This is a genomic window from Streptomyces sp. P17 (assembly GCF_032436805.1).
Taxonomy (GTDB): Bacteria; Actinomycetota; Actinomycetes; order Streptomycetales; family Streptomycetaceae; genus Streptomyces.
Genome location: NZ_JAVRBF010000003.1, coordinates 41,459 through 67,163, shown reverse-complemented (window position 1 = coordinate 67,163; position 25,705 = coordinate 41,459). Strand labels below are relative to the sequence as shown.

The window sequence follows — 25,705 nt, the reverse complement described above, 5'->3', positions numbered from 1 at the left end:
AGCCTTTCGGTGAGGGTCAGCCCAGCAGGGAACGGCCGATGATCTCCTTCATGATCTCGGTCGTCCCGCCGTAGATGGTCTGGATGCGTCCGTCGGTGAAGGCCCGGGCGACGGGGTATTCGCTCATGTAGCCGTAGCCGCCGTGCAGTTGCAGGCAGCGGTCGGCGACCCGCTTCTGGAGTTCGGTCGCCCACCACTTGGCCATGGAGGCGTGCACCGCGTCGAGTTGCCCGGCCGAGTGGTCCTCGATACAGCGGTCGAGGAAGGTGCGGGTGACGGCGCACTCGGTGGCCATCTCCGCTATCTCGAACCGGATGTGCTGCTTGGTGGCCAGCGGCCGGCCGAAGGCCTCGCGCTCCTTGACGTACTCCGTGGTGATCTCCAGGAGGTGCTCGACGGCGGCGATGGCGGAGACGGCGATGCTCAGGCGCTCCTGCGCGAGGTTCGTCATCAGGTGCACGAACGCGCCGTTGAGGTCACCGAGGAGGTTCTGCCTGGGCACGCGGACGTCGTGGAAGAACAACTCGGCCGTGTCCTGCGCCTTCTGGCCGATCTTGTCGAGGTTGCGGCCGCGCTCGAAGCCCTCCGTGCCACGCTCGACGACCAGCAGGGACAGTCCGTGCGCGCCGCCCTCCGGGGTCGTCTTCGCGACCACGATCACCAGGTCGGCGAGGATGCCGTTGGAGATGAACGTCTTCGAGCCGCTGAGCAGCCAGTGGTCACCCCGGTCCTCGGCGTGCGTCCGGATGCCCTGGAGGTCGGAGCCCGCGCCCGGCTCGGTCATGGCGATGGCCGTGATCAGCGATCCGTCGCAGAAGCCGGGCAGCCAGCGGCGCTTCTGCTCCTCGGTGGCGAGGGCGGTCAGATACGGGCCGATGATGTCGTTGTGCAGGCCGAGCGCGAGACCGGGAGCGCCCGCGCGCGTGAACTCCTCGGCAAGTACGGCGCTGTAGCGGAAGTCCGCGGTGCCGCCGCCCCCGTACTCCTCGGGCACGGCGAGGCCCAGCAGCCCCTGCTTTCCGGCCGCGCGCCAGGCGTCGCGGGAGACGATGCCGTCCTTCTCCCACTGCTCGTAGAACGGCAGCACCTCCTTGGTGAGGAAGCTGCGCACGGTCTCGCGGAAGGCGTCGTGCTCGTCGGAGAAGATCCGCCGCTTCATTCGAGGCCCTTCATCAGATCGGGTACGTCCCAGTCGCGCGCCACGTCAGCGGTGTCGGCGCCGGGCTGCGCGGGCCCGGAGCGCACGGCGGTGGGGGTCGCGGAGAAGCGGGGCGCGGGGGCGGGCTGGGTGATGCCGCCGTGGTCGGTGAAGGTGCCACGGGCGGCCAGATGCGGGTCGTGCGGGGCCTCGGTCAGCGAGAGGACGGGCGCCACGCAGGCGTCGGAGCCCTCGAAGACGGCCGTCCACTCGTCTCTGGTACGGGTCTTGAAGCGGGCGGTGACCGCCTCGCGCAGCTCGCCCCAGCGCGTCCAGTCCTTGCGCGCGTCCGTGTGTCCCTCGACGCCGAGCAGGTCCAGGAAGGCGTCGTAGAACTGCGGCTCCAGGGCGCCGACCGCCATGTACTTGCCGTCGGCGGTCTCGTAGGTGCCGTAGTACGGGCAGCCCCCGTCGAGGAGGTTGGCGGCGCGGCGGTCCTGCCAGCCACCGGCGGCGAGCATGCCGTGGATCATCGCGGAGAGATGGGCGGTGCCGTCCACGATCGCGGCGTCCACGACCTGGCCTGCGCCGGTCGCGCACGCGTGGTGCAGGGCGGCGAGGACACCGACGACGAGGTACAGGGAGCCGCCCGCGTAGTCGCCGAGCAGGTTCGCCGGGGCGGGCGGGGGTTCGTCGGGGGCGCCGATCATGCCGAGGGTGCCGGTGAGCGCGATGTACGCGATGTCGTGCCCGGCGCGCTGGGCGAGGGGGCCCTCCTGGCCCCAGCCGGTCATCCGGCCGTAGACGAGCCGGGGGTTGCGGGCCCGGCAGTCCTCGGGGCCCACGCCGAGGCGTTCGGCGACGCCGGGGCGGTAGCCCTCGATGAGAATGTCCGCGCGGGCGGCGAGGTCGAGCACCCGCGCGGGTCCTTCGGGGGTCTTCAGGTCGACGATCACCGAGCGCTTGTTGCGGTTGGTGACGTCGTACGCGGGATCGATCGCGAGTCCGGGGCCGCCGGGCCGGTCCACGCGGACGACATCGGCGCCGAGGTCGGCGAGGAGCATCGCGGCGAACGGGCCGGGCCCGATGCCGGCCAGCTCCACGACGCGTACGCCGGTGAGCGGGCCGTGTTCTGGCGTCTTTGCCATCCGGTCCCCAGAGTTGGTGTGACACTACTGATGTAACACCAAGAATGTTAGGAATTTGTGTCAGTGAGCACAAGACCTGCGCGAGCAAGCGCTTAGTGAAGTTTCGGCGCCCGCTCAGCCCCCGTCCAGCTCCGCTATGAGCCTCTTCGGCGCGATCGTGCGGTAGCTCTCCTCCACCCAGTCGCACAGCAGTTCCGCGCGCGGGGCGCCGTTCTGCTCCAGCGGGATGCTCACCCAGCCGGCCTTGCCCAGGCCGTAGCCCGCGGGTTCGGCGCCGGGGCAGGTCAGCGCGTGGGCGTGGGCCGCCTCGCCCTTGAGCTTCACGGTGACGCCCAGCGGATAGCTGCCGTCGTCGACGCCGAGGAAGACGAACACCTTCTTGTTGACCTTCGCGACGGTCTCGCCCCAAGGGAACTCCTCGGCCGCGCCGGGCATGCCCAGGGCGAACTGGCGTACTTTCTCCCACTTCTTCAGGGCGTTCCGGTCCACGGCCATCCGCTGCCTCCAGGGCTCGTCGTCGGGCTCCGCACTCCTCACGCTAGCCTCGGCCACCGACAACGGCGCGTGGTGCGGGACCGAGAGGTGTCATGAGCAGGATGAGCAAGACGGACCGTCCCTACGACATCGTGCTCTTCGGGGCCACCGGCTTCGCCGGGGCGCTCACCGCGGAGTACCTCGCGGCGCACGCGCCCGACGGGCTGCGCTGGGCGGTCGCGGGCCGCGACGAGGCGAAACTGGAGCGGTTGCGCGAACGGCTGCCCGGCGGCGAGCGGGTCGGCGTCCTGCGCGCGGACGTGGCGGACGCCGCCTCGCTGCGGGAACTCGCCCGGCACGCGCGCGTGGTGGCCACGACGGTGGGCCCCTATGTGCGGTACGGCGAGGAGCTCGTCGCCGCCTGCGCGGACAGCGGTACGGACTATCTCGACCTCAGCGGTGAGCCGGAGTTCGTGGACCTGATGTACGTCCGCCATGACGCACGCGCGCGGGAGACCGGCGCCCGGATCGTCCATGCGGCCGGGTTCGACTCCGTGCCGCACGATCTGGGCGCGTACTTCACGGTCCGGCAGCTGCCGGAGGGGGTGCCGCTGACGGTGGACGGGTTCGTGACCGCGGATGCCATGTTCTCGGGCGGGACGTTCGCCTCGGCACTGGGCCAGTTCGCGCGCGGACGCCAGATGATCGCCGCCGCACGGGACCGTCACCGGCACGAACCGCGGCTTGTGGGCCGCCGGGCCCTCGCCCCGATGGGCACGCCCCGGTACGCCGGGGAGGTCGGCGCCTGGGCCCTGCCGCTGCCGACCATCGACCCGCAGATCGTCCGCCGCTCGGCGAAGGCCCTGGAGCGCTACGGCCCCGACTTCCGCTACCGGCACTACGCGGCCGTACGGCATCTGCCCGTCGCGGTGGCCGGTGTGGTGGGCGTGGGCGGCCTCGCCGCCGCAGCCCAACTGCCGCCCGCGCGCCGGTGGCTGTCGGACCGGCTCAAGCCTGGGGACGGACCGAGCCCGGAGAAGCGGGCGAAGAGCTGGTTCTCGGTGCGCTTCGTCGGGCAGGGCGGTGGCCGCCGGGTCTTCACCGAGGTCTCGGGCGGCGACCCCGGCTACGACGAGACGGCGAAGATGCTCGCCGAGTCCGCGCTCTGCCTGGCCTTCGACGAACTGCCCTCCACGGCAGGCCAGGTCACCACGGCCGTCGCCATGGGCGACGCGCTGACGGAACGGCTCCGGCGCGCGGGAATCGTGTTCCGGGTGGCCGCGAGCCGGTAGTTCCTACAGGGGCCACTGAGCCACGGTGTAGATCATCCCGCAGATCCAGGCAAGACCCGCGAGCGCGGCGAGGACGAGCGCGGCCGTCACGGCGCGCTCGACCGGGCGGTTGGGGTCGGCGAGCGGCTTCGGGGAGCGGTGGGAGGTCATGCGGTGCGAGGTCATGCGCCCAGCCTGTCGAGCGGGCCGGGCGCGGACATCCGTACGGGTACTCAGACGCCGTACTCAGACGGCGTTCTCCGAAGGGGGCCAGTCCCCCAGCGCTGCTTCGAGGCGGCCCCGGAGAGCGGGATCGGCGGACGCCGCCGCGATCCGGCAGGCGAGCGGACCGATCTCCCAGCCCGCGTGACAGTCGGAGTACGGCCAAGGACCCGCCGCGTTGTGGGCGAGTTTGGCCACCAGTTCCGCCAGCCGGAACACCAGCTGGTCCTCGGCGTCGATTCCGGCGCCCCGGACCCGGCCGAAGAGCTCGCGGCCACGGCTCCACTCGTCCCGGTCGGCCGCCATGACCGGCACGGCATCGAGTTCCGGTGTCCGGTGCCCGTCCGCGACGGCCGCTTCGCGCACACGGCCCGCCCAGGCCACCGGGTTGCGCTGGGCCTCGAAGAGGGTGCGCCCCCATGACCGGCGCCTGTCCGCCCGGGCCTGTGCGGCGAGTTACTCGTTCGGAGCCGTCGCCTCGCGCAGCGCCCGCCGGCACAGCGCGTCCGCCCTGCGGGTGGTCTCCGGGAGGCGGTACGACGGAGTCAGGGCGAGCGTGTGGGCGCAGGCGTTGTCCAGGGTGACGCGGTGGCCGACCGACACGAAGACCGGCTTGACGGCCTCCCGGGTGCGCAGGGCGCGGCCGACCTCCTCGGTGCCGGAGAGCAGCGGGGACGACGCTCCTCGCGCGGGGTCCGGCTCGTCGTAGGAGAAGGTGAACGGGTTCTTCGCGACGCCGATGGTGGGCAGCCCGGTGAGGACGCCGAGGTGGCTGGCGAGGCCGAAGCGGCGGGGGTGGGCGAGACCGTAGCCGTCGCAGACCACCAGGCCCGGCGGGCACGGCAGGGCGTCGAGCACGGCCTGGACGGTGGGGATCTCCCGGAAGGCGAGCAGGCCCGGCACGTACGGGAAGGAGATCCGGCCGACGGCCGTCGCCTCCGCGACCACTTCCAGGGTGGCCGCGTCCAGGACGACGGCCGCGGCGGCCATGACGTCCAGTTCGTCGTCGTAGGCCACGTCGACGCCGGTGACGTGCCCGGTGCCGGGCGGTGGGCCCGGCTCGTCGAGAATCACGCGTGCGCGCAGCTCGTCCTGGACGGCACGGGCGTCTTCCTCGGTGGCGGGCCAGCCCGCGGGGGTGCGTACGGTCGTCATGATGGGGACGAGCGTACGGGCCCCGGTGTCAGCTCTTCCCACCCAGGGCGCGCTTGAGCTGGCTCTTGTTCATGTCCGAACGGCCCTGGATGTTACGGCGCTTGGCCTCCTCGTAGAGCTGGTCGTAGGTAGGGCCCTGGGAGCCCTTGCCGGACCGCTGGCCGCCCCGCTTGCCGGACGACATGTCCTGGGTCGAGGTGCGGCTGGCCGTCTTGGACTCGCCGGAGCGGGCGCGTTCCTTGTTCACCGTGCGCGAGGCGATCTCCTTGGCCCGCTCGGTGCTCTCGCCGCGCTCCTGCGCGCTCTTCTTGATGTGCTCGTACTGTCGCTCCCGCTTGGGGCTCGAACCGCGTGGCATGTGCGCTCACTCCTCTCACGGTCAGCGGCCGAGTACCCACATTCCGGGATCACCTTTCCAGGCGTGCCACGCGCCCCTTCTCGCCCGCCGCCCAGCAGGCCCGGTCGGCGGTGCAGTCGACGGTGTCGTACGAACCGGTGTCGACGGTCCGCCAGGTGCGGCCGCCGTCGGTCGTCAGGTCGGTGCCGGTCGGGCCGACCGCGAGGGCGGCGGAGCGGCTGTGCGGGAGCCAGGCGACGCCGGAGCGGTAGGCGGGCACCGGGGTGGTGGCGGGCCGCCAGCCCGCGCCGCCGTCGGTGGTGCGGGCGGCGGCGCTCGGGGAGGTCTGGTCGGGGCGGTAGTCGCCGCCGACCGCGAGGCCGTGGGCACGGTCGCGGAAGGCGAGGGCGAAGACGCCCCGGGCCGGGTCGCCGGCCGGGATCGGGGTGTCGGCTGCCGTCCAGGTCCGTCCGCGGTCGGCGGAGTGCAGCACGCGCGCGCGTGCGGCGCCGCCGGTGGCCAGCCAGACGTCCTTCGGCCCGGCCGTCACCAGGCACTGGCCACTGGCCGCGAACCCAGCCTCGCCCTCCAGGGCGGCGGGCATCCCGTCGCTGGGCAGAACCGTCCAGGAGCGGCCGCCGTCGGCGGTCGACAGGATGCGGAACTTCCCGTCCACCGGGTCGCTCATCGCGAGGCCGTGGCGGCGGTCGAAGAAGGCCATGCAGTTGTAGAAGGCGCGCGGGTCGGTGTTGCGGAAGGCCTCGGTCCAGGTCGCTCCGCCGTCCTCGGTGCGGTACACCCGGGACGCCTCGCCCTCGCCGATGGCGAGCACGAGGGCCCGGCGCGCGTCGAACGCCTCGACGTCCCGGAACTGGAGCTCCCCGGCGCCCGGCGGCGAGACGTTGTGCCAACTCGCTCCGCCGTCCGTCGTCCGCAGGACCGTGCCGGAGCTCCCGGCGAGCCAGGCGGTGTCCCGGTCGACGGCCGCGAGCCCGCGGAACCGTACCGTCGGGCTGCCGGTGTCCTTCAGCTCCCAGTGCGATGGCTCGTGCGCCTGCGCGGGTACGGCCGTCAGCGCGGCCAGCGCCGCCGCGCACACCACCCCCGTGGCCGTCGTGCGAAACGTGCGTCCCCACCGTCGCGTGTTCCCCAAGGCCCTCATGGCGGGCGAAGCTAGCCCACCCCCCTCGCGCCGTCCAGACCGCCTCGGCAGCCCCACATGGCCGCTACGGGACCGGGAGAAGAACCGCGTCACTCCTGTGCATGAAAGGCGGTGACCGAGGTCACTCGACCTTGGTGTGCACGGATTCGTGGATTCCGTCGTCTCTTACAGTGCCCGGCCTCATCCGCCCGGAGCCACGTCCAGCCGTCGCAAGGGAGCAAGGCGTTGTCCTACGTCATCGAGCAGCCCGTAGAGGCCCGTCTCGTCGCCGCCGCGCCGCGGATGCCGAGCATTCCCGCCACGCTGCACTACGACCGGCGCGACCCGTTCGCCGTCCGCATGACCTTCCCGGCCCCGGCCACCCTGGAGGGCGTGGAGGTCTGCTGGACCTTCAGCCGCGAACTCCTGACGGCCGGTCAGCAGGAGAGCGTCGGCCATGGCGACGTCCGCGTCCGGCCCTACGGCTACGACCGCACAGTCCTGGAGTTCCACGCCCCCGAGGGCACGGCCGTCGTCCATGTCCGCAGCAGCGAGATCCGCCGCTTCCTGGACGCCACCGGCGAGCTGGTGCCGGCCGGCCTGGAACACCTCCAGCTCGACCTGGACCACGACCTGGCCGAGCTGATGCGGGACGCCTGCTGACGCGCACTGCCCAGCAGGGAGTTGAGCTCGCCGTAGTCGAGCCCGTCCGTCAGCGTCCCGTACGTCCCCGCGCCGAGCAGCTCCCGCGCGGCGCGCCGGACGAGGGCGTGGACGGCCTGGGCGATGCCCGAGCCGACGCTGACGCGTGCCACACCGAGTACGGCCAGTTCGGCGACGGTCGGCGCGCCCGGGCCCGCCATCACATTCAGCGGCGCGTCGATCCCGTCGACGCGCAGCTTCACGGTTCCCGGGTCGACGGCCCCGGGGACGAAGATCCCGTCGGCGCCCGCGGCGAGGAAGGCGGCGCCCCGCAGTGTCCTTCGTCATGCGGTCGACTCAACCAGCTCGCCCGGACAGGAGCTGGCAGGAATCCGACATGCACGTACGGCCCCCGGAAGGGGCACCCGTGCGCGTCCCGCCCTCACATGCTCGGCGACTGTGACGGAACGTCACGGACCAGGCTGGTCAGTGGGCCCGTGGATGCGCCGGCCCACGGCGGTGGGCCGCAGCCGTCTCGACCTGGTCGACGACGGCGGTCCGCCCAGGGCCGGGCACGGCGACCTGACCACGGGCGGCGAACGCGCCGTCCGGGGCTCAGGACGAGAACCCGCGCGGCAGGAAGACCTTGAGCCAGGTGCCCGGGGCCGTGGACGCCTCCGTCAGCAGACGTCTGCTCGCGCGCCGCTCTCCTAATTCCGTTGACACCCTCCCGGGCCCCTCCTACGGTGTACAGCGGTCCTGTTGCCGTCGATTGGAGAAGGACGTTGCTCGTCTGAGGTCCTGAGACACCCGCCGTCACACCCCTGAGGTGTGGCTGCCGTGTGCGACCTCGGTGTTCGAGCCGTCCTCCGGAACAGGGCCTTTCGCATGCCCGGCCGAGGCCTCCCCGTGGGTCGCAGGTGTCTCGATACGCGTTTGCCCTTGATCGCTTCGAGCAACCGCGGAGGCCCGCATGTCAAGTTCCGTCACCTGTACGGCCCTTTCCTTCACCTGGCCCGACGGCACCCCCGTCTTCGAGGGCCTCGACACCGCCTTCGGCCCCGGCCGTACCGGTCTTGTCGGTGTGAACGGGTCCGGAAAGTCAACCCTGTTGAAGCTCATCGCCGGTGAGCTCACCCCGGCCGACGGTGCCGTCCGCGTCACCGGCGAGGTCGGCCGGCTTCCGCAGAACGTCACGCTCGACACCGCGCTGCGCGTCGACGAGGCGCTCGGCATCGCCGCACAGCGGGCCGCCCTGCACGCCATCGAGGCCGGTGACGTGTCCGAGCAGCACTTCGAGACGGTCGGCGACGACTGGGACGTGGCGGAGCGAGCCCTCGCCACCCTCGGTGAACTCGGCCTCGGACACATCGAGTTGGACCGTACCCTCGGCGAGGTGTCGGGCGGCGAGTCGGTGCTGCTGCGGCTCGCCGCACTGCTGCTGCGCAGGCCGGACGTGCTGCTCCTGGACGAGCCGACCAACAACCTCGACCTGTACGCGCGCCGCCGGCTGTACCAGGCGGTCTCCTCCTGGCCGGGCGTCCTGATCGTGGTCAGCCACGACCGTGAACTCCTCGACCTCGTCGACCAGATCGCCGATCTGCGCTCCGGGGAGATCACCTGGTACAGCGGCAACTACTCGGCGTACGAGGAGGCGCTCGCCGTCGAGCAGGAGGCGGCCGAGCGCATGGTGCGGGTCGCCGAGGCCGATCTGAAGAGGCAGAAGCGCGAACTGACCGATGCCCAGGTCAAGTTGGGCCGCCGTAAGCGGTACGGCCAGAAGATGTGGGACCAGAAGCGCGAGCCGAAGATCGTCATGGGGGCGCGCAAGCGGGCGGCGCAGGAGTCCGCGGGCAAGCACCGGATCATGCACGAGGAGAAGCTCGCCGAGGCCAGGGAGCGACTCGACGAGGCGGTGGAGGCCGTACGGGACGACGATGTGATCCGCGTCGATCTGCCGCACACGGCCGTGCCACCGGGCCGTGAGGTCCTCACCCTCCTGGATCTGGAGCCGGTCTACGGCACGCGCGTGGCCGGTGGGCTCGATCTGCGCGGTCCTGAGCGGATCGCGCTGATCGGACGCAACGGCGCGGGCAAGACCACGCTGCTGCGCACGATCGCCGGGGAGTTGCAGCCGGTGTCAGGCGAGGCGCGGACACATGTGCCGATGCGGTTCCTGCCGCAGCGGCTCGATGTGCTGGACGACGAGCGGACCGTCGCCGAGAACGTGGCCCGGTTCGCGCCGGAATCCACCAACAACCGCATCCGGGCACGGCTCGCCCGCTTCCTGTTCCGGGGCGCCCGCGCCGACCAGAAGGCGGCGACCCTGTCCGGCGGCGAACGCTTCCGGGCGGCGCTGGCCGCGCTGATGCTGGCCGAGCCCGCGCCGCAGCTGCTGATGCTGGACGAGCCGACGAACAACCTCGACATGGCGAGCGTACGACAGCTCACCACGGCCCTGGAGTCGTACGAGGGAGCACTGATCGTGGCCAGCCACGACCTGCCGTTCCTGGAGTCCATCGGGATCACCCGCTGGCTGCTGCTCGACGGAGAACTGAAAGAAATCACGCCAGAGGCTGTCGGGTATTCCGCCTAGCTTCGAGGGCATGAGCGAGTTCATCACCATCCCGGTGGCCGGCCGATCGCCGGGGCCGCGGTGGCGGCGCTGGAGCGCATCGACGCGATCGGGCTCGGCTATCTCAGCCTGGACCGGGAGACCGCCACGCTCTCCGGCGGCGAGGGGCAGCGCCTGAAGACCGTGCGGCACCTCGGCTCCAGCCTGACGGGGATGACGTACATCTTCGACGAGCCCAGCGTCGGACCGCACCCGCGGGACGTCGGGCGGCTCGGGGATCTGCTGCTGCGGCTGCGTGACAAGGGCAACACCGTGCTCGTCGTCGAACACGACCGGGACGTCGTCGCCCTCGCGGACCATGTGGTCGACATGGGTCCCCGGGCCGGAGCCGACGGCGGGCGGGTGGTGTTCGAGGGCACGCCGGACGGTCTTGCCGCCTCCGGGACGCTGACCGGGCGGTGTCTGGGGCGTTGTACCGCCGTGCAAGGAGACCGTGCGGGAGGCGGACGGCGGGCTGTGGGTGAAGGGCGCCGACCGGCACAATCTGCGGGACGTGACCGTGCGGTTCCCGGCCGGGGTGCTGAGCGTGGTGACGGGGTGGCCGGGTCGGGGAAAGAGCACGCTGGTCGCGGAGTTGACCGTCGCGCACCCGGACGCGGTGGCGGTGGACCAGTCCTCCATCGGGATCTCGGCGCGGTCGGCCCCGGCGACCTATCCGGGGATCATGGACAGCGTCCGGAAGATCTTCGCCCGGGAGACGGGCGCGGAGGCGGGGCTGTTCAGCTTCAACTCCGCCGGCGCGTGCGCGACCTGCGAGGGCCGCGGGATCATCTGCACCGGTCTCGCGTTCATGGACCCGGTGACCACGACCTGCCACGACTGCGAGGGACGGCGCTTCAAGGACGAGGTGCCGCGGCTGACCGTCGGGGGCCGCTCCATCGCGGACGTCCTGGAGATGACGGCGGGCAGGCGCTCGACTTCTTCACCGACACGGGCGTACGGCGCCGCCTGATCGCCCTCCACGACGTGGGCCTCACCTACCTCACCCTCGGCCGGCCGCCGTCCACGCTCTCCGGGGGCGAACGCTGGGGGCACCTCCCAGCCCCTTGAGGCACTGGGGGAGGATCAAGCTGGCGACCCGGCTGCACCTCACCGGGGCCCTGTACATCCTCGACGAGCCGACGACCTGGCCGCACCTGTCCGACGTCGACGCGCTGCTCGCCCTGCTGGACCGGCTCGTCGACACGGGCAACACGGTCGTGGTCGCCGAGCACCACCTCGACGTCGTGACGCACGCCGACTGGATCGTCGACCTCGGTCCGGACGGCGGACGCGACGGCGGGGAGGTGATCTTCACCGGTACCCCGCGGCAGCTCCTCGACGTCCCGGACTCCTTCACCGCGGAGCATCTCAGGAGGGCCACAGCCTGGTGACGAGGGTTTTGCCGGGGCGGACCCGGCCTGCATGATGGCCAACCGGCGCCGGATGACGGGCGCCGGAACTGCCGCCGATTCGGAGAAGCTCGTGCCCAGCAAGAAGGCCCTCGTCCGCCGCCCCAGCCCGCGCCTCGCCGAGGGACTGGTGACACACATCGAGCGGGAGAAGGTCGACGTCGACCGTGCGACGGAGCAGTGGGAGGCGTACGTCGAGGCCCTGCGCACCCACGGCTGGGAGACGGTCGAGGTGGATCCGGCCGACGACTGCCCGGACTCGGTGTTCGTCGAGGACACGGTCGTCATGTACAAGAACGTCGCGCTGATCACCCGGCCCGGCGCCCGGGCCCGGCGCGCCGAGACCATCGGCGTCGAGGAGGCCGTCGCCTCCCTCGGCTGCTCGGTGAACTGGATCTGGGAGCCCGGCACCCTGGACGGCGGCGACGTGCTGAAGGTCGGTGACACGATCTACGTCGGCCGCGGCGGGCGCACCAACGCGGCCGGGGTCCAGCAGGTGCGGGCCGCCTTCGAGCCGCTCGGGGCACGGGTGGTCGCCGTACCGGTGAGCAAGGTGCTTCATCTGAAGTCCGCGGTCACGGCGCTGCCCGACGGCACGGTGATCGGACACATCCCGAAGGTCGACCGTCCGGCGCTCTTCCCGCGCTTCCTGTCGGTGCCCGAGGAGGCCGGCGGCCATGTGGTGCTGCTCGGCGGCCACAAGCTGCTGATCTCCGCGAGCGCGCCGAAGACGGCGGAACTGCTCGCCGACCTCGGCCATGACCCGGTTGTGGTGGACATCAGCGAGTTCGAGAAGCTCGAAGGATGTGTGACATGTCTCTCGGTGCGGATGCGCGAGCTGTATGCCTGACCGGGTGACCGCAACCCCCTCAGCCCCGGGACCTGCATTCCCGGGGCCGTTCGGCATGCCCTCAAGTACTGGGGGAACCCGGTCCTGATCAGCAGTCTTTACACCACTCTTAACCTACGGCTTCGTAACCTACGGATTCGTAGCCTACGATTCCGTAGGTTCCACTGACCGCTCCGCCGGTCCGCTTCCGCTCGTGTTACGTCCCCCTGGAGTTCCCGTGACGATCACTTCCCCGCACCTCGGCAGCCCGTCCTCCGCCTGGACCGACGCCCGGCTGCTCTACGCGCTTGAGGAAGTGGTCGAGACGGAGCTGAACCGCCATCTGAAGGTCGCCAAGGACTGGATGCCGCACGAGTACGTGCCGTGGTCCGACGGCCGTAACTTCCCCGGCTTCTTCGAGGACGGCGAGGCCTGGGACAAGGAGCAGTCCAAGGTCACCGAGATCGGTCGGATCGCGCTCGTCGTGAACCTGCTGACCGAGGACAACCTTCCCAGCTACCACCACGAGATCGCCTCGCTCTTCGGCCGCGACGGCGCCTGGGGCACCTGGGTGCACCGCTGGACCGCCGAGGAGGGCCGCCACGGCATCGTGATGCGCGACTACCTCCTCGCCTCGCGCGCGGTGGACCCGGACAAGCTCGAAGCCTTCCGCATGGCCCACATGAGCGAGGGCTTCGAGTCGGACAACCGGCACTCGATGCTGCACTCGGTCGCCTACGTCGCCTTCCAGGAACTCGCGACCCGCATCTCGCACCGCAACACCGGCCACCAGTCCGGCGACCCGGTCTGCGACCGCATGCTCGCGCGCATCGCGACCGACGAGAACCTGCACATGGTCTTCTACCGCAACCTGCTGAAGGCCGCCTTCGAGCTCGCCCCCGACCTGACCATGCAGGCGGTCCGGGACGTCGTCGTGAACTTCCGGATGCCCGGCCACGGCATGCCCGGCTTCGAGCGGTTCGCCGCGCAGATGGCGATCGGCGAGGTCTACAACATGCGGATCCACCACGACGACGTGCTCCAGCCGGTGCTGCGCCACCTGAGGGTCCTGGAGATCGACGGCCTCGGCCCCGAGGGCCTCAAGGCCCAGGAGGAACTCGGGCTGTTCATGGGCGGCCTGGACGCCGAGGCCCTGAAGTTCGACGAGAAGCTGGCCGCGCGCAAGGCCCGCATGGCGGCGCGCGCCGCGGGCTGACACCCTCCCGGTATTTCCCTGGGGAAGATCGCGGGCCTGCGGCATCATGCAGGTCATGCGTGACAACAGCAGGTCGCAGCAGGCCCTCGGGTTCCTGCTCGGCCTGGTGGACAAGGACACCGCCGCCCGGGTCCGGGCCCGCACCGGCCTGCCCGGCCCCGAGGCCCCCGAGGCATCCATACGGCGGCTCCAGCGCGCGTGGACGTGGTCCCGGCTGCTGCCGGCCTCCGTCGCGCTCTGGATCCTGGAGAACGACGACCGACGCACGATGTACGCGCACTTCGTCACCGGCGGCTTCCGGCACGACGCGGCCTGGTACGCGTACGGGCCGTATCTGACCCTGCAGTTGGCGCACGCCTACCTGCTCGCCGGGAATCCGGAGCGGATGGACGCGCTGCTCGGCTGGACGGTCGGGGCGGGGTCCCCCTTCGTGGCCGGGCGTTCGGCGGCGCTGGGCGCCTGGAACGAGCAGCACGCGTACCCGGTGGCCTCCGACTTCCGCGAAGTGCCTTTCCCCCGCTGGTACATGGGGGACATCCCGCACGGCTGGGCGGCGGCCGAGTATCCGCTGCTGATCCGCGACATCCTCTTCTTCGAGGCCGACGAGGACCGCGACCGGCACCTGTACATCGCGCCAGGGGTACGGCCGCACTGGGTGCCCGGCGGCGCACCGGTCGGTGTGGACGCGGCGCCCACCCTCTTCGGCTCGCCCTTCGGGTACCGGCTCGGGCACGACCCGGCGGAGCGGACGGTGACGGTGGAGATCACCGAGGCGCCGGAGGGGGTGCGGTTCGTCTGTCCGTGCGCGTTCGGTGAGGTGCGGTCGGTGTCCGCGGACGGGCGGGAGCGGCCGGCCACGGGCCGGGACGTGCGGGTGCCGGCCGGGATTTGGCGGTTCAGTGTGACGTACGCCTGAGCGCCAGGCGTTCCTTCTCCGACAGCCCGCCCCAGACGCCGAAGCGCTCGTCGTTGTCGAGGGCGTACTCCAGGCAGGCGGAGCGGATCGGGCACAGGCCGCAGATCCGCTTCGCCTCCCGTACGGAGCTGCCCGGCTCGGGGAAGAAGAAGTCCGCCCCGGTCTGCGCGCACAACGCCTCCTGCTGCCAGGCGAGGTCGGGCATGGTGACTGTGTCGATGAACATGGCCCGAAGCGTGCCCGGCGACGAAAAACGTTCGATCAACGCCGGATCAACGCGGCGCGGAAGCCCCCTGGAGTGACCGCACGATGATGGCCCCGCCGGACGCGCGGACGCACGGCGGCGCGCGGTACGGCCGACGGGTTCTCTCGGCGGTCTCAGCCCTCCTGCGGGGCGGCGCTCTTGATCACCGCGAAACGGGCACCGTAGGGGTCCGCCAGCTTGGCCATACGGCCGACGCCCGCCACGTCGGTGGCGGGCATCCGGACCTTGGAGGCCAACACCCTCGCGGCGTCGGCGGCACTGGCCCGTAAGGCCGACGCGCTGGACGCACGCGTGCGCGCGTCCGGGTCTGGGTCCGGCGCGACGGTTTTTCGTTAGCCCGTCGACCCACCCCCCCTCCCCCCCCCGGGGGCCCGCGGGGCCGCGGGGCGGGGGGCGCCGCGGGGCGGGGGGAGCCGCGGGGCGGGGGGAGCCGCGGGGCGGGGGGGAGCCGCGGGGCGGGGGGGAGCGCGGGGCGGGGGGGGAGCGCGGAAGGGGCGCTCTTCCGGAACGAGGCCGGCGCCTTCGCGCGTCTGACCTCCGAACTCGAACGGCCCGATGTGGAGCCCGCGTTCGTCGAAGTCGCCGACTTCATCTGCGGTCTCCGGGACAGCGGCGCCACCGAGGAGATCCGCGCGGACCTGACACGGCTCCTGGAGCGCCTCGGCCGGAACGAGTGGCCTACGCTGCCCTGCGACGACGACCTCTACCCGGACCCCGAGGACCGCGCGGAGCTGCTGGAGAAGGCCCTGGAGACCCTCCGCGACCCCGGCTAGGAGACCACTGAGAATCTTGAAAACCCGCCCGACTTGCACCGGATTGCCCCGATCGACTTTTGCGGGCGAACCTGGGCGATCGGGGCGGCCCAAGCAAGATCTTCAGGACACTTCTAGGCCGAGCCCCGCCGCACCAGGGTGGTCGGCAGCACCACACTCCCCGGCTCCCCCTCCACGCCCCGCAGCAGGAGGCGGGCCATCAACCGCCCCATCTCCTCGATGTCCTGACGAACCGTCGTCAACGGCGGATCCGTCTGCTCCGCCACCGGCAGCATGTCGTCGAACCCGATCACGGCAACCTCCTCGGGCACCCGCCGCCCACGCTCCCGCAGCACCCGGAGCGCCCCTGACGCGGTCAGGTCGTTCGCGGCGAACACGGCGTCCAAGTCCGGGCACATGTCGAGGAGTTCACGCATCGCCCGCTCACCCCCACCCGGCGTGAAGTCCCCCTCGGCGACCCACCGCGGATCGGCGTCCCCCATGACATCCCGGTACCCGTCCAGCCGGTCCACCGCCGAAGTCTGGTCAAGCGCACCGGTGATGTGCACGACCCGGCTCCGGCCGAGCCCCACGAGATGCCGTACGGCCTCCCGCGCCCCACCCCGGTTGTCGCTGTCGACGTACACGACGCCGCTGCGATCACCGTTCCATCCGGGCCGCCCCCCGAACACCGTCGGGATCCGGGCCTGTTGGATCAGTCCGGGCAGCGGGTCGTCAAGGTGCAGGGAGAAGACCAGGGCGCCGTCGACATGTCCGCCGGCGAGGTAGCGGGCGACCCGGGCATGGTCGTCACGGCCCTCGGTGAGCAGCAGGACGAGCTGGTTGTCGTGGGCCGTCAACTCCTTGCTGATGCCCCTCAGTTGCAGCGCGAAGAAGGGGTCGGCGAAGACCCGGCTCTCCGGCTCGGCCACGACGACGGCCACCGCGTGATGCCGCCGGGTCACCAGACTGCGGGCCGCCTGGTTGGGCACGTACCCGAGTTCCTCGACCGCCCGCCGCACCCGCTCGACGAGGGGTTCCCGCACCCCGTCCCCGCCGTTGACCACCCGGGACACGGTGGCCCGGGAGACCCCTGCCCGTGCGGCCACGGCCTCCAGTGTGGGGCGCGGCGCGGTCATTTCGGGCTCCTCATCGGCCCAGGATAGCCCCGGCGTCCGGCGCAGGTGAGAGCGCTCTCGCCGCACCCGTGAAACAGCCTTGCGCCCCGCGCACCGGTCGACGAAGATCGCCGCATGACAACGAGAAAGGCCCATGAGGCCTGACCGCCTCGCCCCGTACGCCCAGAACAGCCCCACCGTCCCCGTGTCGGGGGTGATCATCACGAACTCGACCCGATCACCCACGGTGGCCTCGAAGTTGGGCCCGGAGTGCGCTGGGTCCATGACCACCCGGAGGAGACCCGCCCCACTCGGACGCCCCGGGCACGGACGGCCGCCGGTTCGCCTCCGGCTGCCTGGGACTCCAGGTGCACGGCACGACGGACGTGGTGTCGTACCGGGACATCCGGATCAAGGAGTTGCAGGTCCCTCTTTGCGGGCCCTGCTCGGTTGTACCCGCTTGGGCTCCCCCGGCATCTTGGGGTACTCGGGCGGGTACGGCAGATCGCCGAGCCCGTGGTCGTGTTCGTCGCGGCGCGCCAGTTCCAGCAGCGCCTCCAGCGAGAAGCGGTGGTCGTCCATGTCCGCGTGCACATCGCCGAGTTCGGCGAAGCGCGCGGGCATGGTCGCGAGGTCGAAGTCCTTGGGGTGCGCCTCGCCGACCTCCTCCCAGCGCAGGGGCGCCGAGACCGGGGCGTGCGGACGCGGACGTACGGAGTAGGCGGAGGCGATGGTGCGGTCACGGGCGGTCTGGTTGTAGTCGATGAAGATGCGCTCGCCCCGCTCCTCCTTCCACCACTTGATGGTCACCCGGTCCGGCATCCGGCGCTCCATCTCCCGCCCGACGGCGATCGCGGCGCGGCGGACCTGGGTGAAGGTCCAGCGCGGTTCGATCGGCACGAAGACATGCAGTCCGCGTCCGCCGGAGGTCTTGGGAAAGCCCTTCAGGCCGCCGAACTCGTCCAGGACGACTCTGAGTTCGTGGGCTGCGCGGGCCGCGTCGTCGTAGTCGGTGCCGGGCTGCGGGTCAAGGTCGATACGGAGTTCGTCGGGGCTGTCGACGTCGTCGCGGCGCACCGGCCAGGGGTGGAAGGTGAGCGTGCCGAACTGGGCGGCCCACAGCACGGCCGCCTCCTCGGTCGGGCACATCTCGTCGGCGCTGCGGCCGCTGGGGAAGGTGATGTGGGCGGTCGGGATCCAGTCGGGCATGTTCTTCGGCGCCCGCTTCTGGAAGAAGTTCTCACCGGTCACCCCGTCCGGATAGCGCTCCAGGGTGGTGGGCCGGTTGCGCAGGGCGCGCAGGATGCCGGGGCCGACGGCCTGGTAGTACCGGGCGAGATCCAGCTTGGTGAAACCGCGCTCCGGGAAGAAGACCTTGTCCGGACTGGACAGCCGTACCGTGCGTCCGCCCGCCTCCAGCTCCACCGCTTCACCCATGCGAGACACGGTAGGCGCACCTTCTGTAGCCCGCATACCGGGCGGAGCCGTACATACGCGAGCAGAATCGGACCATGGACCTCCCGGTGATGCCACCCGTGAAACCGATGCTCGCCAAGTCGGTGGCGAAGATTCCGGCGGGCATGCAGTACGAGGCGAAGTGGGACGGGTTTCGGGCGATCGTGTTCCGGGACGGGGACGAGGTCGAGCTGGGCAGTCGTACCACCAAGCCGTTGACCAGGTACTTTCCCGAGCTGGTGGAGGCGCTCAGGGAGCGGGTGCCCGAGCGGTGCGTGCTGGACGGGGAGATCGTGATCGCCCGGGAGGGGCGGCTGGACTTCGACGCGCTCACCGAGCGGATCCATCCGGCGGCCTCCCGGGTGCGGACGCTCGCCGAGCGGACCCCGGCCTCCTTCGTCGTCTTCGATCTGCTCGCCCTGGCCGACGAGTCGCTGCTGGACGTGGAGCTGAGCGACCGCCGGGAGTTGCTGACCAGGGCGCTGGCCGGGGCGACACCGCCCGTGCATGTGGCGCCCGCGACGACCGATGTCGAGGTCGCCGAGCAGTGGTTCGAGCAGTACGAAGGCGCCGGTCTCGACGGGGTGATCGCCAAGCCGCTCGCCTCCCGGTATCGCCAGGACGAGCGGGCCATGTTCAAGATCAAGCACGAGCGTACGGCGGACGTGGTCGTGGCCGGTTACCGGCTGCACAAGAGCGGGCCCGTCGTCGGCTCGCTGCTGCTCGGGCTGTACGACGACCGGGGCGCCCTCCAGCATGTCGGGGTGTCGGCCGCCTTCTCCATGAAGGTGCGCGCGGAGCTGGTCGAGGAGCTGGAGCCGCTGCGGATGGACGAGGTCACGGGACATCCCTGGGCGGCCTGGGCCGAGGAGGCGGCGCACGAGACGGCCCGGCTGCCGGGGGCGCCGAGCCGCTGGTCGGGCAAGAAGGACCTGTCCTGGGTGCCGCTCAGACCGGAGCGGGTGTGCGAGGTGGCCTACGACCACATGGAGAACGGGGCGCGCTTCCGGCACACCGCCCGGTTCCGCCGCTGGCGCCCGGACCGGACCCCGGAGAGCTGCACGTACGCCCAGCTGGAGGAGCCGGTCCGGTACGACCTGGACGAGATCCTCGGCGGCTGATCAGGAAGCGGCCGATCAGGAAGCCGCTGATCAGGCTCAGGGCCGCATCAGCACCTTGACCGCGCCGTCCTGCTTGCGCTGGAACATCTCGTACGCGTGCGGCGCCTCGGTGAGCGGGACGCGGTGGGTGGCGAAGTCGTCCACGCCGAGCGGGTCCTCGTCCGTCAGATACGGCATGATCTCGTCGGCCCAGCGGCGGACGTTGGCCTGGCCCATGCGGATCTGGATCTGCTTGTCGAACATCGTCAGCAGCGGAAGCGGGTCGGCCGTACCGCCGTACACGCCCACCAGCGACAGCGTGCCGCCGCGGCGGACCAGGTCGATGGCGGTGTGGAGGGCGGCGAGGCGGTCGATGCTGAAGCGTTCGGCGAGCCGGCCGCTCAGGGCCCGCGGGAGCAGCCCTGTGGCCTGCTGGGCGAGGCGGGCGGCGGCGCTGCCGTGGGCCTCGGTGCCGACCGCGTCGATCACGGCGTCGGGTCCGCGGCCGTCGGTGCGGTCGCGGATCGCGGTGATCAGTTCCTTCTCGCTGTCGAAATCCCTCAGGTCGAACGTCTCCACGCCCCTCTCCCGCGCCCGGCGCAGCCGCTCGGTGACCAGGTCCACGCCGAACACGCTCCCGGCGCCGCGCGCCCGGGCGATCCGGCAGGCCATGTCGCCGATGGGCCCGAGTCCGAGCACCGCGACACTGCCGCCCTCGGGGACTCCGGCATAGGCGACCGCCTGCCAGGCGGTGGGCAGCACGTCGGAGAGGTAGACGAAGCGGTCGTCGGGCGGGCCCTCGGGCACCTTGATCGGGCCGTACTGCGCCTGCGGGACCCGCAGATACTCGGCCTGGCCGCCCGGCACCGCGCCGTACAACCGGGTGTAGCCGAAGAGGGCGGCGCCCATGCCCTCGCCGGTGCACTGGGTGGTCTCGCACTGGGTGGGCAGCCCGTTCAGGCACATCCAGCAGTCGCCGCAGGCGATCTGGAACGGCACCACGACCCGGTCGCCGGCCCGCAGGTCCATGACGCCCGCGCCGACCTCCTCGACGATGCCCATGGGTTCGTGTCCGAGGATGTCCCCCGGCGTCATGAACGGGGTGAGCACCTCGTACAGATGCAGGTCGGAGCCGCACAGCCCGCTGGAGGTGATGCGGACGACCGCGTCCGTGGGCTCCTGGATGGTCGGATCGGGCACGTTCTCCACACGGACGTCCCGCTTGCCCTGCCACGTCACAGCCTTCACGCCACCGGCTCCCTCCGTCAGATCCGCGCCCCGGGTACCCGGGGCCGCTTCCGTGAACCGTGCGTGCGCCGATCGGTGTAGTGCCCGCGAGCAATCAGATTCAAGCGGGTATGGCCAGCAATGAACTTATAAGCGCACAATCATGACAGAGAACGGGGTGGCACCGGTGGGCATGGGACGCAGGGCGCGTACGAGACGCGCCGCGACGACCGCGGTACTGCTGGCCACGGCGATGACGATCTCCCTGGCAGCGGGGTGCAGCACGCCGGGCGACGGGCGCGACGACGGGCGCGCACCCGAGCGGGGACAGGACCAGAGCCCCGACCCGACCCCCACGGCCACGGACTCGGTCCTCGCGGTGAAGATCGACAACGTCCGCCAGGCGAAGCCTCAGACGGGCCTCGACTCCGCGGACATCGTCTACGTCGAGCAGGTCGAGGGCGGCCTGAGCCGTCTGATGGCGGTGTACGCGACGAAGCTGCCCAAGGTCGTCGGACCCGTGCGCAGCGCCCGCGAGTCCGACCTGGAACTGCTGCGCCAGTTCGACGAGCCGACCCTCGCCTTCTCCGGAGCCCAGCGCAAGCTGCTGCCCCTGATCGACCAGGCCCCGCTCAACGCGCAGCCGCCGGGCGAGACCGCCGACGCCTACTACCGCGGCGCCGACAAGCCCGCCCCGCACAACCTCTATCTGCGCCCCGCCCGCCTGATGCCGCAGGCCCCCGGCGCCGACGCGCTGACCACCGGCTTCCGGTACGGCGCGGCACCCTCCGGCGGTACGGCGGACACCTCGGAGACCGTCCGGTACCCGGCCGCGAGCTTCACCTTCTCCTGGTCCGAGAGCCGGAACCGCTGGCTGGTCTCGCAGGACGGCGCGCCGACCGTACAGACGGACGGCAAGCGACTGGCCCCCGCGACGGTGGTCGTGCAGTACGTCAACATCCGCAAGTCCGACTACCACGACTCCAACGGCAACTACACGCCGTACACCGAGACGGTGGGCTCGGGGAAGGCGAAGGTGCTGCGCGACGGACGGGCCTACGACGTCGACTGGAAGCGCGCGCAGGACACCGACGGCACCGAGTTCACGACCTCGGACGGCAGCCCGGTGAACTTCGCCGAGGGCCAGGTGTGGGTGGTCTTCGCGAAGGCGGCCTGAGGGCCGAACGGCTCGGTCAGCCTTGTGCGACGAGGGGTTCCGCGGGGTTGCGGAGCCCCTCGGCCGCGTCCGCGACACGCCGGATGAGATCGAAGAAGACCGTCTGTTCCTCGGCGGAGAGCGGGGCGAGGAAGACCTGGTTCATCCGGGCCGTGCGCACGGTGAGCTTGCGGTGGGTGCGCACGCCGTCGTCCGTCAGCCGCAGCAGGAAGCGCCGGCCGTCCGACGGGTCACGGACCTTGTCCAGCAGCCCGCGCCGGCCGAGCCGGCTGATGACCTCCGCGATGGTGGACCGGTCGAGCCCCACCCGCTCCCCCACCGTCCGCTGGTCAAGACCGGGCTCGGCGACGAGCGCGTTCAGCACGGCGAACTGCGGTGAGGTGATCTCCTCCGAGACCATCGTGTTCCACAGCAGGTAGTGGGCCTGCTGCAACCGCCGGGCCAGGTGCCCGGGGTGGGTGGTCAGATCCACCGCGGCCATATGCGCTCCCGTCGTCGAATTCGTTGGTGCACTGAACGATACCGGCATCGGTGAACACCGTCTGCACCGGCGACCTGCTCTTTTACCGAGGCCTTGACGCTTCAGCTCTCCGGTGGCAGCGTGAAGGCCACCTCGCTGAAATACTCAGTGCCCTGACTAATTTCAGGCCGGGCGCTCGGACGGGATGGGGCTGGACGGATGGACAAGGTGGTCGCCACGGCCGTTGCGGCGGTGGCTGATGTGCCGGACGGCGCGTCGTTGGCGGTGGGCGGTTTCGGACTGAGCGGTGTGCCGAACGTGCTGATCGGGGCGCTGTACGAGCGTGGTGTGTCCGGTCTGTCGGTCGTGTCCAACAACTGCGGCGCGATGGAGTCCGGTCTCGCGGTCCTGCTCGCCGCCGGGCGGATCGCGCGGGTCACGGGCTCCTACATCGGAGCGAACAAGGAGTTCGCGCGGCAGTATCTGGCCGGTGAGCTGGAGGTGGAGATGATCCCGCAGGGCACGCTGGCCGAGCGGCTGCGGGCCGGCGGGGCCGGCATCCCCGCCTTCTACACCCCCGCCGGCGTGGGCACGCAGGTCGCGGAGGGCGGACTGCCCTGGCGCTACGACGGACAGGGCGGCGTCTCTCTTGTCTCGCCCCCGAAGGAGGTCCGCGAGTTCGACGGCACCGAGTACGTCCTGGAGCACGGGATCCGTACCGACTTCGCGCTGGTCCGGGCGTGGCGTGGGGACCGGCACGGGAACCTGGTCTTCAACAAGTCCTCCCGGAACTTCAATCCGCTGGCCGCGATGGCCGGGCGGGTGACGATCGCCGAGGTGGAGGAACTCGTCGAGCCCGGTGAGATCGATCCGGACGCGGTGCATCTGCCGGGGATCTTCGTGCAGCGGGTGATCGCGCTGACGCCCGGGCAGGCGGCGGACAAGAAGATCGAGCAGCGGACGGTGAGCAGCTGATGGCGTGGACGCGGGAAGAGATGGCCGCGCGGGCGGCGCGTGAGCTGCGGGACGGTCAGTACGTCAATCTGGGCATCGGTCTGCCGACGCTGATCCCGAACTATCTGCCGGCGGGGGTCGAGGTGGTCCTGGAGTCGGAGAACGGCGTCCTGGGCACCGGCCCCTACCCGACCGACGAGCAGGTGGATCCGGATCTGATCAACGCCGGGAAGGAGACCGTCACCGTGCTGCCGGGCGCCTCCTTCTTCGACTCGGCGCTGTCCTTCTCGATGATCCGGGGAGGGCATATCGACGTCGCGGTGCTGGGCGCGATGCAGGTGTCCGCGGGCGGGGATCTGGCGAACTGGGCCATCCCGGGGAAGATGATCACCGGGATCGGCGGGGCGATGGACCTGGTGCACGGCGCCCGGACCGTGATCGTGGTGATGACCCACACCGCGAAGGACGGCTCGCCCAAGATCCTCAAAGAGTGCGCGCTGCCGCTCACGGGCAAGGCGTGTGTGAACCGAGTCATCAGCGATCTCGGGGTGATCGATGTGACACCGGACGGACTGCTGCTTGTCGAGACCGCGCCCGGAGTGAGCGTGGACGAGATCATCGCGAAGACCGACGCGAAACTGACCGTTGCGGAGGATCTGCTGTGAACCCGGTTTACATCGTCGATGCGGTGCGTACCCCCATCGGCCGTTACAACGGCGGCCTGGCAGGCGTCCGCCCCGACGACCTGGCCGCCCACGCCATCCGTGAACTGATCAGCCGTACGCCGGGACTGGACCCCGCCCGCATCGAGGACGTCTACTTCGGCAACGCCAACGGCGCCGGCGAGGAGAACCGCAACGTCGGCCGTATGGCCGCCCTCCTCGCGGGCCTGCCCACCTCGGTGCCCGGGGTGACCGTCAACCGCCTGTGCGCCTCCGGCCTGGAGGCGGTCATCCAGGCGGCCCGCGCCATCGCCGCCGGGGACGCCTCCATCGCCGTGGCAGGCGGTGTGGAGTCCATGACCCGGGCGCCCTATGTGCTGCCGAAGAACGACAGGCCCTTCCCGGCCACCCACACCGAGCTGTACTCCACCACCCTCGGCTGGCGCATGGTCAACCCGGCCATGGAACCGCAGTGGACGATCCCGCTCGGCGAGTCCGCCGAACTGATCGCCGACAAGCACAAGATCAGCCGGGACCAGCAGGACGAGTACGCCCTGGCCTCCCACCGGAAGGCGGCCAAGGCGCAGGCCGAGGGCCTCTTCGACGCCGAGCTCGCACCCGTGTCGATCCCGCAGCGCAAGGGCGACCCGGTCGTCTTCGCCGCCGACGAATGTGTACGCCCCGACGCCTCCCCGGCCGCGATGGCCAAGCTGAAGCCGTCCTTCCGTGCCGAGCACGGCACCGTCACCGCGGGCAACGCCTCACCGCTCAACGACGGTGCCGCAGCCCTGCTGCTGGTCGACGAGGAGGGCCTGAAGGCCACCGGACGCGAGCCCCTCGCCCGGGTCTCCGCCACCGGCGTCCACGCCCTCGACCCGCACTACTTCGGGCTCGCCCCGGTCGAAGCGGTCAACCGGGCCCTCGCCAAGGCCCACCGGACCTTCGCCGACCTGGACGTCCTCGAACTCAACGAGGCCTTCGCCGCCCAGGTCCTCGGCTGCCTCGCCGAATGGCCCGAGTTCGACCCGGCGGTCCTCAACCCGCAAGGCGGAGCCATCGCCCTCGGCCACCCCCTCGGCGCCTCCGGCGCCCGCCTCGCCGGCACCGTCGCCCATCAACTCGCCCGCAAGGGCGGCGGAGTCGGCGTCGCCACCCTCTGCATCGGCGTCGGCCAGGGCCTCGCCCTCGTCCTCGAACGCTGAGAACCCCCGAGGAACGTTAAGACCCCCGAGGAAACCCCATGACTCTCACCCAGCACGACATCGACCAGGAGATCGCGGCCGAGCACGCCGCGTACGAGAAGCGGATCGCCGACGGCGCCCCCGTCGAGCATCACCCGCGCCGCGACTACGCCCCGTACCGCTCCTCCGTCCTGCGCCACCCGAAGCAGCCGCCGATCGCGATCGACGTGAGCAAGGATCCCGAACTGGTGGAGCTCTTCTCGCCCGCCTTCGGGGAGCGGGACATCACCGGGATCGACAACGACCTGACCCGCCAGCACAACGGCGAGCCGATCGGTGAGCGCATCACGGTCTCCGGCCGCCTCCTCGACCGGGACGGCCGCCCGGTCCGCGGCCAGCTCGTCGAGATCTGGCAGGCCAACTCGGCGGGCCGCTACGCCCATCAGCGCGAGCAGCACGACGCCCCGCTGGACCCGAACTTCACCGGCGTCGGCCGCACTCTCACCGACGACAGCGGCTGCTACACCTTCACCACCATCCAGCCGGGCCCGTACCCCTGGCGCCAGCACCTCAACGCCTGGCGGCCCGCGCACATCCACTTCTCGGTCTTCGGAACGGCGTTCACCCAGCGGCTGGTGACGCAGATGTACTTCCCGAGCGACCCGCTGTTCCCGTACGACCCGATCATCCAGTCCGTCACCGACGACGCGGCCCGGCAGCGGCTGATCGCGACGTACGACCACAGCCTGTCGGTGCCGGAGTTCTCCATGGGCTACCACTGGGACATCGTGCTCGACGGCCCGCATGCCACCTGGCTCGAAGAAGGGCGCTGACCTGCC

General features: G+C 71.2%; 26 protein-coding genes and 4 pseudogenes. 14 read left to right on the top strand and 16 right to left on the bottom strand.

The annotated features are described in order from the left end of the window. Positions 1-16: 16 nt before the first annotated feature. From RMT89_RS02500 to RMT89_RS02490, 3 genes are all read right to left on the bottom strand, one after another. On the bottom strand, positions 17-1,159 hold the full coding sequence (locus RMT89_RS02500; RefSeq protein WP_315882228.1) for an acyl-CoA dehydrogenase family protein: 1,143 nt from the start codon (positions 1,157-1,159) through the stop codon (positions 17-19). After that, positions 1,156-2,286: a CaiB/BaiF CoA-transferase family protein gene (locus RMT89_RS02495; protein WP_315882227.1), complete on the bottom strand. Its 1,131-nt coding sequence runs from the start codon at positions 2,284-2,286 to the stop codon at positions 1,156-1,158. The genes RMT89_RS02500 and RMT89_RS02495 overlap by 4 nt, the downstream gene beginning before the upstream one ends. Before the next feature lie 114 nt (positions 2,287-2,400). Beyond that, positions 2,401-2,781 carry an MmcQ/YjbR family DNA-binding protein gene (locus tag RMT89_RS02490; RefSeq protein WP_315882226.1) on the bottom strand — a complete coding sequence of 127 codons (381 nt, stop codon included), beginning with the start codon at positions 2,779-2,781 and terminating at the stop codon, positions 2,401-2,403. A 92-nt stretch (positions 2,782-2,873) separates the two neighbouring features. Between RMT89_RS02490 and RMT89_RS02485 the strand changes: the two genes are divergently transcribed. Further along, on the top strand, positions 2,874-4,052 hold the full coding sequence (locus tag RMT89_RS02485; RefSeq protein WP_315882225.1) for a saccharopine dehydrogenase NADP-binding domain-containing protein: 1,179 nt from the start codon (positions 2,874-2,876) through the stop codon (positions 4,050-4,052). 3 nt (positions 4,053-4,055) lie between these two features. Here RMT89_RS02485 and mmpA read toward each other — a convergent pair whose 3' ends face one another. The 5 genes from mmpA to RMT89_RS02460 all read right to left on the bottom strand — a co-directional run bounded on the left by mmpA (position 4,056) and on the right by RMT89_RS02460 (position 6,907). Next, positions 4,056-4,202 (bottom strand): morphogenic membrane protein MmpA, encoded by a 147-nt coding sequence (mmpA, locus tag RMT89_RS02480; RefSeq protein ID WP_399497505.1) that lies wholly within the window; start codon positions 4,200-4,202, stop codon positions 4,056-4,058. 75 nt (positions 4,203-4,277) lie between these two features. After that, positions 4,278-4,619 carry a hypothetical protein gene (locus RMT89_RS02475; RefSeq protein ID WP_315882223.1) on the bottom strand — a complete coding sequence of 114 codons (342 nt, stop codon included), beginning with the start codon at positions 4,617-4,619 and terminating at the stop codon, positions 4,278-4,280. Positions 4,620-4,709: 90 nt separating this feature from the next. Next, on the bottom strand, positions 4,710-5,408 hold the full coding sequence (locus RMT89_RS02470; RefSeq protein WP_315882222.1) for an endonuclease V: 699 nt from the start codon (positions 5,406-5,408) through the stop codon (positions 4,710-4,712). 28 nt (positions 5,409-5,436) lie between these two features. Continuing rightward, the gene (locus RMT89_RS02465; RefSeq protein ID WP_315882221.1) at positions 5,437-5,766 is read right to left on the bottom strand and encodes a plasmid stabilization protein; all 330 of its coding nucleotides are present in this window, start codon (positions 5,764-5,766) and stop codon (positions 5,437-5,439) included. A 49-nt stretch (positions 5,767-5,815) separates the two neighbouring features. Then, complete coding sequence (locus tag RMT89_RS02460; protein WP_399497472.1) at positions 5,816-6,907, bottom strand: WD40/YVTN/BNR-like repeat-containing protein; 1,092 nt, start codon at positions 6,905-6,907, stop codon at positions 5,816-5,818. A gap of 225 nt (positions 6,908-7,132) precedes the next feature. Between RMT89_RS02460 and RMT89_RS02455 the strand changes: the two genes are divergently transcribed. After that, positions 7,133-7,549: an SsgA family sporulation/cell division regulator gene (locus tag RMT89_RS02455; RefSeq protein ID WP_315882220.1), complete on the top strand. Its 417-nt coding sequence runs from the start codon at positions 7,133-7,135 to the stop codon at positions 7,547-7,549. On the opposite strand, the pseudogene RMT89_RS02450 reads toward RMT89_RS02455, so the two are convergent. Next, a pseudogene (locus RMT89_RS02450) lies at positions 7,549-7,860 on the bottom strand (isocitrate lyase/phosphoenolpyruvate mutase family protein); the annotation flags it as partial. The gene RMT89_RS02455 and the pseudogene RMT89_RS02450 overlap by 1 nt on opposite strands. Before the next feature lie 181 nt (positions 7,861-8,041). Continuing rightward, positions 8,042-8,143 (bottom strand): annotated as a pseudogene (locus RMT89_RS45835) (GNAT family N-acetyltransferase); the annotation flags it as partial. Between the two features lie 358 nt (positions 8,144-8,501). On the opposite strand from RMT89_RS45835, the gene RMT89_RS02445 reads away from it, so the two are divergent. The 5 genes and pseudogenes from RMT89_RS02445 to RMT89_RS02425 all read left to right on the top strand — a co-directional run bounded on the left by RMT89_RS02445 (position 8,502) and on the right by RMT89_RS02425 (position 14,515). Next, a complete protein-coding gene (locus tag RMT89_RS02445; protein ID WP_315882219.1) occupies positions 8,502-10,124 on the top strand; it encodes an ABC-F family ATP-binding cassette domain-containing protein in 1,623 nt (540 codons plus the stop codon). 30 nt (positions 10,125-10,154) lie between these two features. Next, positions 10,155-11,536, top strand: a pseudogene (locus RMT89_RS02440) (excinuclease ABC subunit UvrA); the annotation flags it as partial. Between the two features lie 91 nt (positions 11,537-11,627). Continuing rightward, positions 11,628-12,404, top strand: a complete 777-nt coding sequence (gene ddaH, locus RMT89_RS02435) for a dimethylargininase (RefSeq protein WP_315882361.1) — start codon at positions 11,628-11,630, stop codon at positions 12,402-12,404. 217 nt (positions 12,405-12,621) lie between these two features. Continuing rightward, complete coding sequence (locus RMT89_RS02430) at positions 12,622-13,599, top strand: acyl-ACP desaturase (RefSeq protein ID WP_315882218.1); 978 nt, start codon at positions 12,622-12,624, stop codon at positions 13,597-13,599. A 55-nt stretch (positions 13,600-13,654) separates the two neighbouring features. After that, positions 13,655-14,515: a hypothetical protein gene (locus RMT89_RS02425; protein WP_315882217.1), complete on the top strand. Its 861-nt coding sequence runs from the start codon at positions 13,655-13,657 to the stop codon at positions 14,513-14,515. On the opposite strand, the gene RMT89_RS02420 is transcribed toward RMT89_RS02425, so the two are convergent. Next, complete coding sequence (locus RMT89_RS02420) at positions 14,496-14,741, bottom strand: WhiB family transcriptional regulator (RefSeq protein WP_315882216.1); 246 nt, start codon at positions 14,739-14,741, stop codon at positions 14,496-14,498. The genes RMT89_RS02425 and RMT89_RS02420 overlap by 20 nt on opposite strands. Positions 14,742-14,893: 152 nt before the next feature. Then, positions 14,894-15,025 (bottom strand): annotated as a pseudogene (locus RMT89_RS02415) (VOC family protein); the annotation flags it as partial. Between the two features lie 312 nt (positions 15,026-15,337). Here RMT89_RS02415 and RMT89_RS02410 point away from each other — a divergent pair. Continuing rightward, on the top strand, positions 15,338-15,553 hold the full coding sequence (locus RMT89_RS02410; protein WP_315882215.1) for a hypothetical protein: 216 nt from the start codon (positions 15,338-15,340) through the stop codon (positions 15,551-15,553). Positions 15,554-15,666: 113 nt separating this feature from the next. Here the strand turns inward: RMT89_RS02410 and RMT89_RS02405 are convergent, their stop codons facing one another. Both RMT89_RS02405 and ligD read right to left on the bottom strand, forming a co-directional pair. Beyond that, positions 15,667-16,671, bottom strand: coding sequence for a LacI family DNA-binding transcriptional regulator (locus tag RMT89_RS02405; RefSeq protein WP_315882214.1), 1,005 nt, complete (start codon positions 16,669-16,671; stop codon positions 15,667-15,669). 390 nt (positions 16,672-17,061) lie between these two features. Then, on the bottom strand, positions 17,062-18,087 hold the full coding sequence (gene ligD, locus RMT89_RS02400; RefSeq protein ID WP_315882213.1) for a non-homologous end-joining DNA ligase: 1,026 nt from the start codon (positions 18,085-18,087) through the stop codon (positions 17,062-17,064). A gap of 74 nt (positions 18,088-18,161) precedes the next feature. On the opposite strand from ligD, the gene RMT89_RS02395 reads away from it, so the two are divergent. Further along, positions 18,162-19,226, top strand: coding sequence for an ATP-dependent DNA ligase (locus RMT89_RS02395; protein ID WP_315882212.1), 1,065 nt, complete (start codon positions 18,162-18,164; stop codon positions 19,224-19,226). 36 nt (positions 19,227-19,262) lie between these two features. Here the strand turns inward: RMT89_RS02395 and RMT89_RS02390 are convergent, their stop codons facing one another. Further along, the gene (locus tag RMT89_RS02390; RefSeq protein WP_315882211.1) at positions 19,263-20,453 is read right to left on the bottom strand and encodes a zinc-dependent alcohol dehydrogenase; all 1,191 of its coding nucleotides are present in this window, start codon (positions 20,451-20,453) and stop codon (positions 19,263-19,265) included. A 172-nt stretch (positions 20,454-20,625) separates the two neighbouring features. On the opposite strand from RMT89_RS02390, the gene RMT89_RS02385 reads away from it, so the two are divergent. Then, a complete protein-coding gene (locus tag RMT89_RS02385) occupies positions 20,626-21,609 on the top strand; it encodes a DUF3048 domain-containing protein (RefSeq protein WP_315882360.1) in 984 nt (327 codons plus the stop codon). Between the two features lie 16 nt (positions 21,610-21,625). Here the strand turns inward: RMT89_RS02385 and RMT89_RS02380 are convergent, their stop codons facing one another. Then, entirely contained in the window at positions 21,626-22,090 is a 465-nt protein-coding gene (locus RMT89_RS02380) for a MarR family transcriptional regulator (RefSeq protein ID WP_315882210.1), read from the bottom strand. A gap of 198 nt (positions 22,091-22,288) precedes the next feature. Here RMT89_RS02380 and RMT89_RS02375 point away from each other — a divergent pair, with 198 nt between their 5' ends. From RMT89_RS02375 to pcaH, 4 genes are read left to right on the top strand one after another with little or no spacing between them, the layout of a single operon-like run. After that, entirely contained in the window at positions 22,289-23,044 is a 756-nt protein-coding gene (locus tag RMT89_RS02375; protein WP_315882209.1) for a CoA transferase subunit A, read from the top strand. Then, on the top strand, positions 23,044-23,688 hold the full coding sequence (locus tag RMT89_RS02370; protein ID WP_315882208.1) for a CoA transferase subunit B: 645 nt from the start codon (positions 23,044-23,046) through the stop codon (positions 23,686-23,688). Before RMT89_RS02375 ends, RMT89_RS02370 begins: the two co-directional genes overlap by 1 nt. Continuing rightward, positions 23,685-24,887, top strand: coding sequence for a thiolase family protein (locus RMT89_RS02365; RefSeq protein ID WP_315882207.1), 1,203 nt, complete (start codon positions 23,685-23,687; stop codon positions 24,885-24,887). The genes RMT89_RS02370 and RMT89_RS02365 overlap by 4 nt, the downstream gene beginning before the upstream one ends. A gap of 38 nt (positions 24,888-24,925) precedes the next feature. Next, on the top strand, positions 24,926-25,699 hold the full coding sequence (gene pcaH / locus RMT89_RS02360; RefSeq protein WP_315882206.1) for a protocatechuate 3,4-dioxygenase subunit beta: 774 nt from the start codon (positions 24,926-24,928) through the stop codon (positions 25,697-25,699). Positions 25,700-25,705: the final 6 nt, after the last annotated feature.

What these genes read in the sequence shown, in the direction of transcription:
- RMT89_RS02500 (WP_315882228.1), bottom strand. Translation starts at nt 1,159, where the DNA reads ATGAAGCGGCGGATCTTCTCCGACGAGCACGACGCCTTCCGCGAGACC.
- RMT89_RS02495 (WP_315882227.1), bottom strand. Translation starts at nt 2,286, where the DNA reads ATGGCAAAGACGCCAGAACACGGCCCGCTCACCGGCGTACGCGTCGTG.
- RMT89_RS02490 (WP_315882226.1), bottom strand. Translation starts at nt 2,781, where the DNA reads ATGGCCGTGGACCGGAACGCCCTGAAGAAGTGGGAGAAAGTACGCCAG.
- RMT89_RS02485 (WP_315882225.1), top strand. Translation starts at nt 2,874, where the DNA reads ATGAGCAGGATGAGCAAGACGGACCGTCCCTACGACATCGTGCTCTTC.
- mmpA (WP_399497505.1), bottom strand. Translation starts at nt 4,202, where the DNA reads ATGACCTCCCACCGCTCCCCGAAGCCGCTCGCCGACCCCAACCGCCCG.
- RMT89_RS02470 (WP_315882222.1), bottom strand. Translation starts at nt 5,408, where the DNA reads ATGACGACCGTACGCACCCCCGCGGGCTGGCCCGCCACCGAGGAAGAC.
- RMT89_RS02465 (WP_315882221.1), bottom strand. Translation starts at nt 5,766, where the DNA reads ATGCCACGCGGTTCGAGCCCCAAGCGGGAGCGACAGTACGAGCACATC.
- RMT89_RS02460 (WP_399497472.1), bottom strand. Translation starts at nt 6,907, where the DNA reads ATGAGGGCCTTGGGGAACACGCGACGGTGGGGACGCACGTTTCGCACG.
- RMT89_RS02445 (WP_315882219.1), top strand. Translation starts at nt 8,502, where the DNA reads ATGTCAAGTTCCGTCACCTGTACGGCCCTTTCCTTCACCTGGCCCGAC.
- RMT89_RS02425 (WP_315882217.1), top strand. Translation starts at nt 13,655, where the DNA reads ATGCGTGACAACAGCAGGTCGCAGCAGGCCCTCGGGTTCCTGCTCGGC.
- RMT89_RS02420 (WP_315882216.1), bottom strand. Translation starts at nt 14,741, where the DNA reads ATGTTCATCGACACAGTCACCATGCCCGACCTCGCCTGGCAGCAGGAG.
- RMT89_RS02405 (WP_315882214.1), bottom strand. Translation starts at nt 16,671, where the DNA reads ATGACCGCGCCGCGCCCCACACTGGAGGCCGTGGCCGCACGGGCAGGG.
- ligD (WP_315882213.1), bottom strand. Translation starts at nt 18,087, where the DNA reads ATGGGTGAAGCGGTGGAGCTGGAGGCGGGCGGACGCACGGTACGGCTG.
- RMT89_RS02395 (WP_315882212.1), top strand. Translation starts at nt 18,162, where the DNA reads ATGGACCTCCCGGTGATGCCACCCGTGAAACCGATGCTCGCCAAGTCG.
- RMT89_RS02385 (WP_315882360.1), top strand. Translation starts at nt 20,626, where the DNA reads ATGGGACGCAGGGCGCGTACGAGACGCGCCGCGACGACCGCGGTACTG.
- RMT89_RS02380 (WP_315882210.1), bottom strand. Translation starts at nt 22,090, where the DNA reads ATGGCCGCGGTGGATCTGACCACCCACCCCGGGCACCTGGCCCGGCGG.
- RMT89_RS02375 (WP_315882209.1), top strand. Translation starts at nt 22,289, where the DNA reads ATGGACAAGGTGGTCGCCACGGCCGTTGCGGCGGTGGCTGATGTGCCG.
- RMT89_RS02370 (WP_315882208.1), top strand. Translation starts at nt 23,044, where the DNA reads ATGGCGTGGACGCGGGAAGAGATGGCCGCGCGGGCGGCGCGTGAGCTG.
- pcaH (WP_315882206.1), top strand. Translation starts at nt 24,926, where the DNA reads ATGACTCTCACCCAGCACGACATCGACCAGGAGATCGCGGCCGAGCAC.